This is a genomic window from Streptomyces sp. NPDC087901 (genome assembly GCF_044742205.1).
GTDB lineage: Bacteria > Actinomycetota > Actinomycetes > Streptomycetales > Streptomycetaceae > Streptomyces.
This window is the reverse complement of sequence record NZ_JBIUUC010000010.1, coordinates 161,165-175,346: the sequence shown is the minus strand read 5'-3', so window position 1 is coordinate 175,346 and position 14,182 is coordinate 161,165. Positions and strand designations below refer to the sequence as shown.

9 protein-coding genes and 1 pseudogene are annotated in these 14,182 nt (G+C 71.4%); 3 read left to right on the top strand and 7 right to left on the bottom strand.

From position 1 onward, the window contains the following. The first annotated feature begins 56 nt into the window (after window positions 1-56). Window positions 57-557, top strand: a complete 501-nt coding sequence (locus ACIOEW_RS27970) for a rhodanese-like domain-containing protein (RefSeq protein ID WP_401966850.1) — start codon at window positions 57-59, stop codon at window positions 555-557. A 53-nt stretch (window positions 558-610) separates the two neighbouring features. Here ACIOEW_RS27970 and ACIOEW_RS27965 read toward each other — a convergent pair whose 3' ends face one another. Both ACIOEW_RS27965 and ACIOEW_RS27960 read right to left on the bottom strand, forming a co-directional pair. Then, entirely contained in the window at window positions 611-2,296 is a 1,686-nt protein-coding gene (locus ACIOEW_RS27965; protein ID WP_401966849.1) for a DUF885 domain-containing protein, read from the bottom strand. Between the two features lie 35 nt (window positions 2,297-2,331). Then, window positions 2,332-2,853 carry an Lrp/AsnC family transcriptional regulator gene (locus ACIOEW_RS27960; protein WP_362547868.1) on the bottom strand — a complete coding sequence of 174 codons (522 nt, stop codon included), beginning with the start codon at window positions 2,851-2,853 and terminating at the stop codon, window positions 2,332-2,334. 59 nt (window positions 2,854-2,912) lie between these two features. Here ACIOEW_RS27960 and ACIOEW_RS27955 point away from each other — a divergent pair, with 59 nt between their 5' ends. Further along, window positions 2,913-4,154: a PLP-dependent transferase gene (locus ACIOEW_RS27955; RefSeq protein WP_362547871.1), complete on the top strand. Its 1,242-nt coding sequence runs from the start codon at window positions 2,913-2,915 to the stop codon at window positions 4,152-4,154. Here the strand turns inward: ACIOEW_RS27955 and ACIOEW_RS27950 are convergent. The 5 genes from ACIOEW_RS27950 to ACIOEW_RS27930 all read right to left on the bottom strand — a co-directional run bounded on the left by ACIOEW_RS27950 (window position 4,090) and on the right by ACIOEW_RS27930 (window position 13,236). Continuing rightward, a complete protein-coding gene (locus tag ACIOEW_RS27950; protein WP_401967077.1) occupies window positions 4,090-5,487 on the bottom strand; it encodes a GNAT family N-acetyltransferase in 1,398 nt (465 codons plus the stop codon). The two genes, ACIOEW_RS27955 and ACIOEW_RS27950, sit on opposite strands and share 65 nt — an antisense overlap. A 439-nt stretch (window positions 5,488-5,926) precedes the next feature. Further along, window positions 5,927-8,587, bottom strand: a complete 2,661-nt coding sequence (locus ACIOEW_RS27945) for a DUF6493 family protein (protein WP_401966847.1) — start codon at window positions 8,585-8,587, stop codon at window positions 5,927-5,929. Continuing rightward, entirely contained in the window at window positions 8,584-9,957 is a 1,374-nt protein-coding gene (locus ACIOEW_RS27940) for an SWIM zinc finger family protein (protein WP_401966845.1), read from the bottom strand. Before ACIOEW_RS27940 ends, ACIOEW_RS27945 begins: the two co-directional genes overlap by 4 nt. A 115-nt stretch (window positions 9,958-10,072) precedes the next feature. Then, the gene (locus tag ACIOEW_RS27935; protein WP_401966844.1) at window positions 10,073-11,653 is read right to left on the bottom strand and encodes an alkaline phosphatase D family protein; all 1,581 of its coding nucleotides are present in this window, start codon (window positions 11,651-11,653) and stop codon (window positions 10,073-10,075) included. Between the two features lie 125 nt (window positions 11,654-11,778). Then, window positions 11,779-13,236 carry a PLP-dependent aminotransferase family protein gene (locus ACIOEW_RS27930; RefSeq protein ID WP_401966842.1) on the bottom strand — a complete coding sequence of 486 codons (1,458 nt, stop codon included), beginning with the start codon at window positions 13,234-13,236 and terminating at the stop codon, window positions 11,779-11,781. 2 nt (window positions 13,237-13,238) lie between these two features. On the opposite strand from ACIOEW_RS27930, the pseudogene ACIOEW_RS27925 reads away from it, so the two are divergent. Beyond that, window positions 13,239-14,132: pseudogene (locus tag ACIOEW_RS27925) on the top strand (DMT family transporter); the annotation flags it as partial. Window positions 14,133-14,182: the final 50 nt, after the last annotated feature.

Below are 14,182 nucleotides of genomic sequence, written 5' to 3'. Positions count from 1 at the left end.
AGGTGTGCCGGGGATCTCATCTTCCGGCGAACGGTCACCGGTCATAGATTTTCACCATGACTTCGCAGCTCACCGCTACCGCCATCGACACTGCCTCGAACCCGGTGCTTCGCGTCCCGCCCGCAGCTCCGGCCGTGGCCGCCGCCTACTTCGGAGCCTCGCTCGCCTTCCACGCCGATGTCTCGGACGTCGCCGCGGCGCTGGCGGCCGATGGCGACCCCGGCTTCGTACTCCTCGACTCCCGCTCCACCGCGTCCTGGGACCAGGGGCACGTCCCAGGGGCGCTGCACCTGCCGACGGCGCTCATCGCCGAGCAGGCACGGGACCTGCTCGACCCCGCCGTGCCCGTGGTCACCTACTGCTGGGGACCCGGTTGCAACGGCGCCACCCGCGCCGCGCTCGCCCTCGCCGAACTCGGCTATCAGGTCAAGGAGATGCTCGGGGGTTTCGAGTACTGGGCGCGAGAGGGCTTCGAGTTCGAGACCTGGCAGGGGCGTGCGCGGCGTACGGCGGACCCGCTCACCGCACCGGACGAATCCGACGACTGCGGGTGCTGACCCCGTCCGGCCGGTCCCCGGACAACATGTCCGGGGAACGGCCGGTACTCCTGTCAGAGCTTCGACAGCTCGTCGACCAGATCGTCCAGACCCAGCGGCCCCTGGGACAGGGCTGCCATGTGCCAGGACTTGAGGTCGAAGTCGTCGCCGTGTGCCGCGCGGGCGTTCTCCCGGCCGAGCAGCCAGGCGCGCTCGCCCAGCTTGTAACCGATGGCCTGACCCGGCATCGAGAGATAGCGGGTCAGCTCGCTCTCCACGAAATCGGCGGGCCGGCCGCTGTGGTTGCCGAAGAACTCCTGGGCCAGCTCCGGTGTCCACTGCTCACCGGGGTGGAACGGCGAGTCGGCGGGGATCTCCAGCTCCGCGTGCATGCCGATGTCCACGATCACCCGGCAGGCCCGCATCATCTGAGCGTCGAGATAGCCCAGCCGGCGCTCGGCGTCCGGTAGGAAGCCCAGCTCGTCCATCAGACGCTCCGCGTACAGCGCCCAGCCCTCGGCGTTCGCGCTGACGATGCCGATGGACGCCTGGTAGCGCGAGAGGCTCTCGGCGACATGGACCCACTGGGCGAGCTGGAGGTGATGGCCGGGAACGCCCTCGTGGTACCAGGTGGAGACCAGGTCGTACACCGGGAACCGGGTCTCACCCATCGTCGGCAGCCACGTGCGTCCGGGGCGCGAGAAGTCCTCGGACGGACCCGTGTAGTACGGTGCCGCGGCGCCGCCGGGGGGAGCGATGCGGGACTCCACCTTGCGGACCCGCTCGGCCAGTTCGAAGTGCGTGCCGTCCAGGGCCTCGATCGCCTCGTCCATCAGGCCCTGCAGCCACGCCTGGACCTCGTCGACCCCTTCGATGTGCTTGCCGTGCACATCGAGATGGGCCAGCGCCTCCCAGGGACCCGCGCCCGGCAGCACCTTCTCGGCCTCGGTCCGCATCTCGGCGAGCAGCCTGTGGTACTCCGACCAGCCGTACGCGTACGCCTCGTCGAGGTCCAGGTCGGTGCCGTTGAAGTAGCGCGACCAACGGGCGTACCGCTCACGGCCCACGGTGTCCGGCGCACCCTCGATCGCGGGGGCGTACACGTCCCGGACCCAGTCCCGCAGCTCCTCCAGCGACCGGGTGGCCCGCGCGGCGGCGGCGACCAGCTCGGTGCGCAGCGTGTCCGGGCCGGCGGCGGCGAAGTCCTGGAAGAACCCCGTCGTGCCGTCGCCGGTCCACTCGTCGAGCTGGCCGATGAAGGTGGCGGTGGCGCGCGGACCGCCGTACAGCTTCCGCTCCAGGCCGAGCGCGAGGGACTCGCGGTAGCCGGACAGTGCGGCCGGAACCGCCTTGAGGCGCTCGACGACGGCCGCCCAGTCCTCGTCCGTGTCGGTGGGCGTGACCGTGAACACCTCACGGATCGAGTGGGCCGGAGAATGCAGGTTGGAAACGGCCCGCAGCGGCTCATCGGCTTCGTGGACGGCGAGTTCGGCCGTCAGGCGCTCGCGGAGGAGACGGCCGCAGCGACGCTCGGCATCATCGGCGGCGCCGGGGAGCTGCTCCGCGCGGTCGAGCCGCGCGAGCGTGGTGCGGGCCAGCTCGGCCAGTGCTTCCTGGCCGGCGGGGGAGAAGTCGGGAAGGCGGCGCGAGCTCTCCGCGACACCCAGATAGGTGCCGGAGATCGGATCGAGTTCGATGAATGCGTCGACGTAGGTGTCGGCTACCTGGCGAGGCAGCGCGCTGCTCGGAGTGTCTGACATATGGACATCCTCGTACGGGGAGGGCCTCCGCGTCACTACCGATCGGCACCATGGGCCTGACCCGGACCCCCCTCGGCCGCCCGGGGAGCGGGCGGCAGCAGCGGACCGCATTCCCACTGCTGGAAAATCAGACGCGTCTCCACGCGGGCCACTTCACGCCGCGAGGTGAACTCGTCCAGAACCAGACGCTGAAGATCGGCGGTGTCGGTCACTGCCACATGGACCAGATAGTCGTCGGGGCCGGTCAGATGGAAGAGCGCACGGGACTCGGGCAGCGTCCTGATCCGGTCGACGAACGGGCCGATGAGCTCCCGGCGGTGCGGCCGGACCTGCACATGGAGAAAGGCCTCAAGACCGCGGCCCATCCTCGCCGGGTCCAGTCGCAGCTGATGGCCGAGGATGACGCCCGTGCGGCGCAGCCTGGTGACCCGGTCTAGACAGGTCGAGGGAGCGACCCCGACCTCGGCCGCGAGCTCGCGGTACGTGGTCCGGGCATCGTTCTGAAGCAGCCGCAGAATGTGCAGATCCACCGTGTCGAGAGCGACGGAATCGGTCATTCACCGAACGTAGCACGGGGTATTGCACGACAGGCCCGGTGGCTGTTCAGAGTGGGCACATGGACATCCAATCCTCGATGGCGCCCTCGACGACACCCCCGTACCGGGCACAGGCCACCGAAGCCGTGCACGCCGGACGCGAAGACCTCGCAGCCCTCGGCCTGCACGCCCCGCCGATCGACCTGTCCACCACCTACCCCTCGTACGACTCCAGGGGCGAGGCGGAACGGATCGACTCCTTCGCCGCCACCGGCGCCCGGCTCGACGGGCCGCCCGTCTACGCGCGGCTCGACAATCCGACCACCGCCCGTTTCGAAACGGCCCTGGCCCGCCTCGAAGGGACCGCGAGCGCCGTGGCGTTCGCCAGCGGAATGGCCGCGCTCACCGCCGTCCTGCTGGCACGCGCGAGCATGGGACTGCGCCATGTGGTGGCGGTGCGTCCGCTCTACGGCTGCAGTGACCATCTTCTGGGTGCCGGGCTCCTCGGCACGGAGGTGACCTGGACGGATCCCGCGGGCATCGCCGAGGCGATCCGCCCCGACACGGGGCTGGTGATCGTCGAGACGCCCGCCAACCCGACCCTGGCGGAAGTGGACATCAGGGCGGTCGCGCACTCCTGCGGATCGGTACCGCTGTTGGTCGACAACACCTTCGCCACTCCGGTTCTCCAGCGGCCCGTCGAGCACGGGGCGCGGATCGTGCTGCACAGCGCGACGAAGTACCTGGGCGGCCACGGCGACGTGATGGGCGGAGTCGTCGCCTGCGACGAGGAGTTCGCGGCCCGGCTGCGCCAAGTGCGCTTCGCCACCGGCGGGGTGCTCCACCCGATGGCGGGATACCTGCTGCTGCGGGGTCTCGCCACGTTGCCGGTGCGCGTCCGGGCCGCGTCAGCGAACGCCGCGGAACTCGCCCGCCGGCTCTCCTCCGACCCGAGGATCGCCCGTGTGCACTACCCGGAACTGGGCGGCGCGATGGTGTCCTTCGAGGTCTACGGGGACCCGCACCGGGTGATCGCCGCGGTACGGCTGATCACGCCCGCCGTCAGTCTCGGCAGTGTGGACACCTTGATCCAGCACCCGGCCTCCATCAGCCACCGCATCGTGGATGAAGGAGACCGCCAGTCCTCGGGGGTCGGCGACCGGCTGCTGCGCATGTCGGTCGGGCTGGAGGACGTGGAAGACCTCTGGGCCGATCTGTGCCAGGCGCTGAGCGGCGAGGAGCCCGTACGTCAGGCGGTCAGCGCTCCGCCTGCTCGTACGGAGGCAGGGGCCGTACCGGCGTCGCGCCCAGTCGCGCGGTGATCACGAGCGTTCCCTCCTCGATCTGATAGTCGAGCGGCAGCGAGAGCGCGCGCATGGCGGCGACCATCCCGGTGTTCGATGCCTGGGTGACGGCGTAGACGCTCTCGCAGCCCGCCTCGACGGCGAGCGCCACCAGGCGGCCCAGCAGCTCGGAGCCGATGCCGCGGCGCTGCCAGTCGTCCTCGACGAGCAGCGCGACCTCGGTCTCGTCCCCGTCCCAGAGGAGATGGCCGAGGGCCACCGTCCGGCCGGAGGCCGTCTGCACGGCGAGCGTGCGGCCGAAGCGGGGGCTCAGCAGGTGGTCGAGGTAGCGGTCGGCGTCCCGGACCGGTCCGTGGTAGCGCAGTCGCAGGGTCTGTTCCGAGCAGCGGTCGTGCATGGCCCTGGCCGCTTCGAGGTCGCTGCGGTCTGCCCGGCGCACGGTGATCGCGTTGCCCTCGGGCAGGGTGAGTACGTGCTCGCTGCGCGGGACGCGGGGGCCGAGCCGGGCGTCGAGCTCGACCAGGGCGCGTGCCCTGGCGAACTCCGTCGGCGTGAAGGGGAGATAGGGACGCTCGACGGTGATGACGCCGCCCGACGGATCGCGCAGCCGCATCACCGTCTCCTCCAGCACTCCCTCCACGGGGGCCGTTTCACCGGTGGCGCGTCCGGTGATCGAAACGGCGGGGAGCGAGTGGATGGTGCACCGGCCGAGCAGTTGACGCAGGGCCAGGGGGAGTTCCGCGGCGTCGAGGGCCGTGCGGGTGGCGAGGCTGAGCACCCGGGTCGGGGTGTCCACCAGATCGTGGGCGTCGGCGCGCTCGATCCAGGTGGAGCTGCCGCCCGCTTCGGAGATGGCCCGGGTCAGTTGCGCGGCGGGCAGCGCGGCGGGCGCACGCAACAGGAACTCGTCGACCGTGCCCTCGGCCAACGGATGGGTCTGAAGGGTCAGGATGTCGATCCGGTGGCTGGCCAGCACGATGCAGAGTGCGGCCAGGCTGCCCGGAGCGTCACGGACCGTGGTGCGCATCCGCCACAGCACCGTCTCGGCTGCGGCGTCCGGCGACGGGGCGTCGGAGGCCGCGACCGGCTGTATGGCCGGGTCGTGCGCGACTCCCAGACCCTCGGTATCCGGCGGTGGTGCGTGACTGTGCCGGCGTGCCCACCAGGTGTGGAACGCGGCGGTGGCGGTCAGCGCCACGGCCGAGGCGATGAGCAGATACGGGCCGTCCGGCTGGTGTCCGATCAGGTTGGCGATCGCGTCGGCGACGGCGACCGCGGTGAACAGGGCGGCGAGTTCAATGAGGTCCCGGCGCCAGTGGTGGGGGCGGCGGGCACTCTTCGCGGAGGTCACATCAGTCATGACCTCACTGTGACCGAGCGGTGTTGCCTGATCACGAACGCCTTGTGACCGATGGGTTAAGTATGGATCTAGTCGCCTATCGTCCAATTTTGGCCAGTTGGCAAGGGGTTTTTGAGCGGGGTCAGGGCGAGGTCAGGGCGAGGTGAAGGCGGGGTGAGGGCGAGGTCAGGGCCGCCCGATTTCCGTTCCGCCGGGGTGTGAGGTGGTGCAGCGATTCCGGCCCGGGTTGGCTCGGCCCGGCCCGGGTTGGCCCGGCCCGGCCCGGGTTGGCCGGGCCCGGGTCGGCCGGGCAGTGCGGTCGGCCCCGGGAGCCCGGCCCGGGAGCCCGGCGCGCCGGCCCGGCTGCGTGGGGGACTCCGGTTCCGAAGTGCCATCACGTGCGATGAGCCCTCCCATGCGCGGCAGGACCCGTCCCGTCACCGGCGGCCGGTCACCCGGCCGCCTCCCGGCAGGCGGCTTCCAGGCGAGCCGCCTGCCGGACCAGCTGGGTCGATCCGCCGCGCGCGGCCGTTGCGGCGAGTCCGGCTATCCCGCCGGTCTGCGGCGACCCGCACTGCTCCGCGCACTCCGCAGCCACCCCGAGCAGATCGCTCAGTCCACGTGGCGCCTGCTCGCGCGCGAGCAACGCTGTCAGGACCGGGACCAGCACGGACAGCACCGTCTGGTACGCGCCGGTGGCGGCGGCCGTACGGGCCGCTGCCGCCAGTCGGCTGGGTTTCATCAGCTCCCGGTCGATCAGCACGCTCAGCTCCCCGCCGAGGAGATTCGCGTCCAGCCGGCCCCGGGCGGCAAGGATCAGCAGGGCATCCACCGCCGACAACCGGTCCTCCGGATAGCGGGCCCCGAGTCCGTACGCCAGCGCGAGATGGATGGCCCCCTCGGCGGGACCGTCCGTCTCGGCGAGGGCCGGCAGAGGCCATGCCACACCTCGCTGGTCCTCCTCGCAGGTGAGGAACGGCAGAAGCCAGGCCGCCAGCGTCTCGCCGTCCGCGGGCAGTGTGGCGATCCATTGCGGAGATGTGTCGCCCCAGTGGGAGCACTGCTGCCGTCGTGGGGAGTGCGGGCGCCCGAGCCAGTGGAAGGAACGGGGGAACTCCTGCTGAATGACCGGATGTCCGTTCGTGGCCGGCAGGACTCGCGGCGTACTCCGGGCCGGGCGCGGAAACCAGCCCTGGGGCTCGGGCGATTCGGTTTCCACATGGCGGCGCAGCACTGGCGCAACCGGTTCGTCCGCCCGGATCCAGGCGGCCAGCCGGTCACCCTCCGCTGTGCCCAGCGAAGCGGCCCGCGCTGCGGCCTCCGCCCCGTCCGTACGCCTAACCCGCAGCAGCGCCTGGCCGAAGTCGGCGGGCCCGGGCGTGAGCCCGAGCTTCTGGTAGGTGAGCAACCGCTCGACCAGATCCGTCGGGTCGAGGGCACCGGTGTGCCAGGTGGGCGTTGCCAGCAGGAAGGGCAGTTCACCTGTCCGTATCACGGTGGCGGCCTCCCACAGCCTTGCGTACAGCACGCCGTCGAGTGCCGCGTGGCAACAGGTGTCCGACGTTGTCCACCGGGCACGGCCGTCTCCGACAGTCTTCTCCGAGACCCGTCCGAGCAGCGACGCCGCTACGACCTGCAATCCGTCGTGGTTCCTCAAGAACCGCCGGTCGATATCGGCCTGCGGGCCGGGCTCGGTCCACCACTGCCCGGCCAGCGCCGCGCGCAGGGCGTCGGCCAGGTCCGCGCGTGCGTTGTGGGCGCACCGGATCAGTCCGTCCAGCGCCCGCTCGAAGGCGGTGACTTCGCGCGACCTGGAACGAACCAGGGCGACTACCTCCTCGATGAGCTCGGCGGTATCGGCGGGTGCCGGGTCGAGGCGTCGAGGGACCGGAACCGGCGGCAGCACCTCCTCGTAGGCGTCGACGGCCGGCCCGTCGACCAGCAACTCGCCGAACACCGCGCGTGCCGCCGACCGGTGCACGGCGCCCAGTTGCGAAGCCATGCCCGCGAGATCCTTGCGTACGTCCGGCGCAGTGGCGGGAAGATGGCGGGCCACGAGCTTGAGCGCCCGTTCCTGGATTCCGATGTCCGGGTGCACGAAAGCCTCGGCAACCACAGGCAGCAGTTCCTCGGCACTCGAGGGAACGCGGCGCAGCACCCGTCCCAGCAGCACCAGTTGGGAACGCACCAACTTCTTCTCGGTACGGAAGAGGACCGAGCCGGAGACATCGGCCAGCCGGTCGATGGACAGCTCACCGTGTCCGTCGAGCCGGGTGAGCGCCTCCTGGGCGTGGCCGGCCACGGGCGACGGGCCGTCCGCGGCCATGGCAGCCCAGTCGGTGACCCGTGCGGCCTCCTCGCGGTCGGTGAGTTCGAGCCCTCGCAGGACCTGCAGACAGAAACGCATGTCCACGGTCTTCCCGCCACGCACGAGGCGGGTGACGCACCGGTCCAGGAGGGTGCTCCGGTCCAGCAGGCCCTCCGCGGACAGGACGGTCAGCGCGGTCGGCCAGTGTTCGGCGGGGTCCTGAGTGGCGGCCCAGGTAACCGGCGGGGGCAGCTCGGGCATGTCCAGAAGGTGAGGAGCCAGCACACCGAGGTGCGGCTCGGCGCGCAGGATGTCGATCAGCGGCCGCGGCGGCCTTTGCTGCCACCGCGAGCCGGCGACGCGTTCGGCCCATCCCCGCACGAGACCGTCGGAGACGGGGAGCGGACAGCCCGCCATCCGTACCAGTTCGAGAACGAGCTGGTACTCCGCCTCGGACTCGACGGTGCGGGCGGTCAGACGGCGAGCGAGATCGGCGAGCCAAGCCGGATCGCGGCCGACCAGAACCTCCAGCACCCACGGGTACGGCGAACGCACCCACTCACGCTGCTCCCGTGCGCCGATCCAGGTCGCGCAACCCGCAGCCCCCGCGTGGCAGCCCGCTCCGGCTACCAGTACCGCCTTCCGGGCTCTTGTGCGCTCGCCCCAGGGCCAGCTGCGCATCTCCTTGCGCATCACCTTCAACTCGGTCAGTACCAGCCTGCGTTCAGCCCTGTCCAAGGGGGTGAGCAGCGCGGGGATGTCGTCCAGGCGGCCGTCGCGCACCGCCGTGATCAGCTCCTTCATCGTGCACCTCCTGTGACGGTCGCGCCCCGGCGGACCATACGGACGGCCAGTGCGTGTTTGCACGGGCCCCGGCGGCCGTGGTAGTCCGCCCACCACTGACACGTACAGCTCAGTGCGCCGGCCTTCTCGCGGACCTGGTAGTGCCGGTCACCGGAGTGCACGGCGGCGAGGGCGCCGTCGAGAACGACCGCCCCGGTCCGGGCCAGCTGTCGCGCTGCCACCAGCCGCGGGTTGTGCCGCTCCGCCCGGTCCGCGTCATACGGCAGTTCACGGTGGAAGTAGGCCGCGTCCGCGAGGTCGTACCCCACCCGGCCCGCCGTACCCAGCCGGGTGAGCGCCGCCCGGACACGCTCCACCGGCAGGCCCGACTGCTCCGCCAGGTCGGCAGGCTCGATCCGGGGCTCCCACGCCAGCAGCACGGACACCAGCTCGGCATCGGCTGCGGCGTCGTCCGTTGCGAGGGCCTCCAGCACTCCGCCCTCCCCGGAGAAGCCGCGCGAGGCGTCGGGGGAGAGTGTCAGGGTGAGCCGCATTCCAGGCAGCATCACCTCCCAGGCACTCGCGGTGGCGACGCTGTCGGCAACCGGCCCGTACACCCGCAGCGCCGTGGCGTACCGAAGGATGCGCTGCAGAGCGCCCAGCCGCTGGGGCCCCGGCAGGCAGACGGCCCCCGGCGCCGGCCGCGTCGTCGGCCGCAGCGTCCGGCCGGCGGGGACCACCCATTGCGCGCCGAGCGAGGCGCGGCCCGCCGAGCGGGGTATCGACCGCAGGAACCGGACCGCCTCCACCGCCGGGAGTTCGGCCCGCAGGTCGAAGGCGGCGGATGCCACCTGAGCCTCGGCGAAGCCCCGAAGCCACCGGTCCGGCAGCGGGACCTTCTTCTCCACGACGGGGCCGTGCAGCGTGGTGACCGCCATCTCCTGCGGGCCCACCCGAAGATGGAGCGGCTCATCGCCCGCCATCCGCGAGAGAGCCTCCCGCAGTGGATTGTTCACATCCACGTTGGTCGTGCCATGACCCGTCTCCGTACCCTCCAGACCCTCGCTCAGAACGTCGAGCCGTGCATATACCCCGCAACATCCGGAGAAGGACTCAAAGCGCAGCCGGTCGCCGTTTCCCGTCACCACCGGGTCCAGCGAGGCCTGCGAGGTCCGCTGGTAGTAGCGCGCGGCAGCCACGTCCGCCACGGCGAGCAGCCCGCGTGCGGCGACGGACGGCGACGCGAGGAAGCCCTCGAAGAACCGGGGATGAGGCTCGGCGCCGCGCGGTGTGAGGCCGCCTGCGGTCTCCAGGCCGAGCAACTGCCCTGCCTGCGAGGACTCCAGAGCGGACGGACGTGAGTAGGCCAGGGCCTGAATGGAACGGGTCATGAAAAAACCGTAGAACCCACCACTGACAATCGACCTGGGCCGAGCGGTGCCTGGCCGGCGCGCGGAGCCGGAGCTCCCCGCCCCGGCCCGTCGCCGGACGGTCAGTCCGTCCGGCTCACTGCCCCACTCGCGCGGGCTGGAGAACCTTGCTGAACAGGACGGATCCGCCCTGAGCACGGAGGCGCACAGTCAACTCGCCACTGTCACCGTCGATGTCCACCTCGCCGAACAGGGCCGGAGTCTCCATCGGCGAGACGTTCGCCCGATCGGGGGCCTGAACGAACACCTGATCGGGTCCGAATGTGCCGTCGAGTGCGTTGGAGGGAAACTGGCCGGCCGCCAGCGGCCCCGTGACGAACTCCCAGAAGGGGGCGAAATCCTTGAACGCCGCCCGCTCGGGGGCGTAATGCTGGGCCGAGGTGTAGTGCACGTCTGCCGTCAGCCACACCGTGCCGGTGATCCGGTGGTGCTTGATGAACCGCAGCAGTTCGGCGATCTGCAGCTCGCGGCCGAGCGGAGCCCCGGGATCACCCTGGGACACGGCCTCGAAGTTCGTGGCACCGTCGGCGACGACCAGCCCGAGCGGCATGTCCGCGGCGATCACCTTCCACACCGCCCGGGACTTCGACAGTTCCCGCTTGAGCCAGGCCAACTGCTCGGCCCCGAGGATTCCGGTGGTGTCGTCGGCCTGCCTGCCTGGGGAGTTGGCGTTGCGGAAGGACCGCATGTCCAGGACGAACAGATCGAGCAGCGGACCGTGCCGCACCACCCGGTGGACCCTGTCCCCGCCCGTGACGCCGTGCAGCGTCGACACCGGGAAGTACTCACGGAAGGCCTGCATCGAGCGCGTCGCCAGGACGTCCACGTTCTTCTCGGTGTACCGGACGTCGTCGAGGATCTGCCCGGGATACCAGTTGTTTCGCACCTCGTGGTCGTCCCACTGAATCACCGAGGGCACCTGTGCGTTGAACTGCCGGAGGTTGTCGTCCAGCAGGTTGTAGCGGAAATTCCCCCGGTAATCGGCCAGGGTCTCGGCGACCTTCGCCTTCTCCACGGTGGTGACGTTGCGCCAGACACGCCCGTCTGGGAGTGACACACTCGGCTCGATGACCCCGTCCGCGTAGATGTTGTCCCCGCTGCAGAGGAAGAAGTCCGGGTCGAGCCGGCGCATCTCGTCGTACACCCGGTAGCCCCCGATGTCCGGGTTGATGCCCCACCCCTGGCCCGCGATGTCGCCGGACCACAGGAAACGCACGCCGTCCCGCCGGCGTGCGGGTGCGGTCCGGAAGGTGCCGTACACCGGTTCGCCGGTGCGGCGGGGGTCGTCCGGGGCGGCGAGCGTCACCCGGTAGTGCACCTGCTCGCCCGGCGGCAGCCCGTACAGAGGCGTCGTCCCGGTGAAGTCCGTGCCGGGACCCAGCAGCGGGCCGTGCCACGTGCGGGCACGCCGGAACGACTCGGTCGCCGACGTCTCCACCACCATCCGGGCCGGCCGGTCGGAGCGTACCCAGACCAGTGCGGAGGAGGATGTCACATCGCCCACCTGCACACCCCAGGCCGCGTCCGGGCGGCCGGACCGTGCGAAGGCCGGGGCCGCCGCACCCGCCACGGGGAGCGCGAGAGCGGCGGAGACGGCCAGCGAACCGCGCAGCACGGTACGTCGGTCGGGGGACGGGAATCGTGGACGGTACGACATCGAAGGGCCTCCGGGGCAGCGGGTCGGACGCACGGACTGATGAGCGACCGGCCCACCTTCGCGCCCGCCGGAGTCGGGTAAACCAACGTGAGGTGAATACCCGGCCCGGCGGTTCGGCTGTCCGTTCAGCGGCGTCCCTGCCGGGCCGCGGCCAGTCGCTGCACGCCGTGCGTGATGTCCGCCGGTGGCAAGTGGGCGTAACCGAGCACCAGACCGACGGACTCGTCGTCGGTCCGCGCGGTGCCGCAGTCGCTCAGCGGGCGCAGGGCGATCCGGGCCTCGTTCGCGCGGGACACGAACTCCGCCTCGGGACCGTACCGTTCGGGCAGTCGGGCGATGATGTGCAGCCCTGCCGCGATTCCACTGACCTCGGTGCCGGGGAAGTGCTCGGCGAGTGCCGCAGTCAGGACGTCACGGCGTTCCCGGTACGCGCGTTGGCAGCGGCGCAGCTGGCGGTCGTAGCCGCCCCGGGCGATGAAGTCGGCGAGCACCGCCTGGTCGACGGCGGGATTGCCGAGGTCCATGGTTCGTTTACGGTCGGTCAACTCGTCCGTCATGGACGCCGGGGCCAGCAGCCAGCCCAGCCGAAGCCCGGGCGCCAGTGACTTGCTCACCGAGCCGGTGTACGCGACGCGCTCGGGGTCGAGCCCCTGCAGAGCGCCGACGGGGGCGCGGTCGTAGCGGAAATCACCGTCGTAGTCGTCCTCCACGATCAGGCCGTCGCTCTCCCTCGCCCAGTCGAGCAGCCCGCTGCGGCGAGCAGCGGAGTACGCGATTCCGGTAGGGAACTGATGGGCCGGCGTCGTCACGACGGCGCGCACGCCGGAGCGCACGAGCGGGTCGACGGCCAGCCCTTCCTCATCGAGCGGCAGGCGCGCCGTGGCCAGGCCCGCCGAGGCGAAGAGGGAGGCGTGTTCGGGGCTCCCGGGATCCTCGACACCGACGGTGCGCAGGCCACGGTCGCGCAGGACGGATCCGAGGAGTGTCGTCGCCTGGGCGACGCCCGAACAGACCAGCAGGCGTTCCGGGTCCGCCACCACTCCGCGGCGCCTCGTCAGCAGGGCGGCCAGTGCGTCGCGCAGCTCGGGAAGCCCGCGGGGATCCGGATATCCCAGGGCGCTGTGCGGCAGCCGGCCGAGAACCGAACGGTAGGTGGCGGCCCAGGCACTGCGGGGGAAGAGCGAGAGGTCCGGGGTGCCGGGGCGGAAGTCGATACGAGTGCCCCGGGCACGGGGAGAGAGATCGCGGGCACCGCCGGCCGCCGCCCGGACCGATCCGCTCACCCATGTCCCGGCCCCTCGCCCGCTGCGCAGGTAACTCTCGGCGGTGAGCTGTTCGTAGGCCTCCGTGACCAGACCGCGTGAGACACCCAGGTCGGCGGCGAGCGCACGGCTGGACGGCAGCCGGGTACCCGGCACCAGGCGGCCGGAGCGGACCGCTTCACGCAGCGCCGACTGCAGGGCACGTCCGCGCCCGCGGGCGGGGGCCGAAGCGGCCGGGAGTAACAACTCCCAGGCGGCCGAAACGGATTCCTGCGCACCGTCACCATTGCCGGACACTGAACTGGTCCCCGAAGACGTCATGAATGTGGACCTTAAGCCGGGCCGCAGCGCTGCCTAGCGTCGGTGCCATGAACGTGACCTACCTGCGCGGCGCGCTCTTCGCCGCATTCGCCTGCATCCTCGTGGGTGCTTCCTTCACCGCCAACAGCGTTCTCGGCGACTATCCCTACGCGGGTGGTCAGGCCCTGCGGTACGGCCTGGCAGGCCTGCTGCTCGTACCCCTTCTGACGCGAGCCGGCGAGCCCCGGCCGGTCGTCACGCTGCGCGGGCTCACCGGCAGGCAGTGGGGGCGGCTCGCCCTGCTCGCCGCTGTGGGCATGGTCGGCTTCAACCTGGCAGTGCTTGCTGCGGAGCGGTCCGCGGAGCCGGCCGTTCCAGGAGTGTTCGTCGGGTGCGCGCCCATCCTCGTGGGTGTCCTCGCACCCGTGCTGGATGGGCGCCGGCCGGCCCGCGCCGTGCTCTGTGCCGCGGTGCTGGTCGCCGCGGGAGCCTTCACCGTCCAGGGCTGGGGGCGTACGGACACGGCCGGCATCATCTGCTCCGTCGGCGCGCTGGCGGGGGAGGTGGGCTTCGCCGTGCTCGCCGTACCGGTGCTGCGCCCGCTGGGTCCCAAGCTGCTGTCCGCCACGGTGTGCGCGATCGCCGCCGCGGAGTCGGCCGTGCTGGGCGTGCTGGTCGACGGCGCCGGATTCGTGCGTCCGCCCACCCCCGGCGAGACGGCTGCGCTGCTCTGGCAGGCCGCCGTGGTCACCGTCGTCGGCTTCGTCTGCTGGTACAGGGGCATGCAGCGCATCGGAGCGGAGCGTGCCACTCTCTTCTCCGGTCTGATCCCCGTCTCTGCCGCGCTCACCGCTCCGCTGGTCGGTGCGGGCTCGTACGGTCCCGCCCAGGCCGCGGGCAGCTGCCTGGTCGGGGTCGGCGTGGCAATCGGCTCAGGCGTCCTGCGCCGGCGTGGCCGTGAGCAGGC

What these genes read in the sequence shown, in the direction of transcription:
- ACIOEW_RS27970 (WP_401966850.1), top strand. Translation starts at nt 57, where the DNA reads ATGACTTCGCAGCTCACCGCTACCGCCATCGACACTGCCTCGAACCCG.
- ACIOEW_RS27965 (WP_401966849.1), bottom strand. Translation starts at nt 2,296, where the DNA reads ATGTCAGACACTCCGAGCAGCGCGCTGCCTCGCCAGGTAGCCGACACC.
- ACIOEW_RS27960 (WP_362547868.1), bottom strand. Translation starts at nt 2,853, where the DNA reads ATGACCGATTCCGTCGCTCTCGACACGGTGGATCTGCACATTCTGCGG.
- ACIOEW_RS27955 (WP_362547871.1), top strand. Translation starts at nt 2,913, where the DNA reads ATGGACATCCAATCCTCGATGGCGCCCTCGACGACACCCCCGTACCGG.
- ACIOEW_RS27945 (WP_401966847.1), bottom strand. Translation starts at nt 8,587, where the DNA reads ATGAAGGAGCTGATCACGGCGGTGCGCGACGGCCGCCTGGACGACATC.
- ACIOEW_RS27940 (WP_401966845.1), bottom strand. Translation starts at nt 9,957, where the DNA reads ATGACCCGTTCCATTCAGGCCCTGGCCTACTCACGTCCGTCCGCTCTG.
- ACIOEW_RS27935 (WP_401966844.1), bottom strand. Translation starts at nt 11,653, where the DNA reads ATGTCGTACCGTCCACGATTCCCGTCCCCCGACCGACGTACCGTGCTG.
- ACIOEW_RS27930 (WP_401966842.1), bottom strand. Translation starts at nt 13,236, where the DNA reads ATGACGTCTTCGGGGACCAGTTCAGTGTCCGGCAATGGTGACGGTGCG.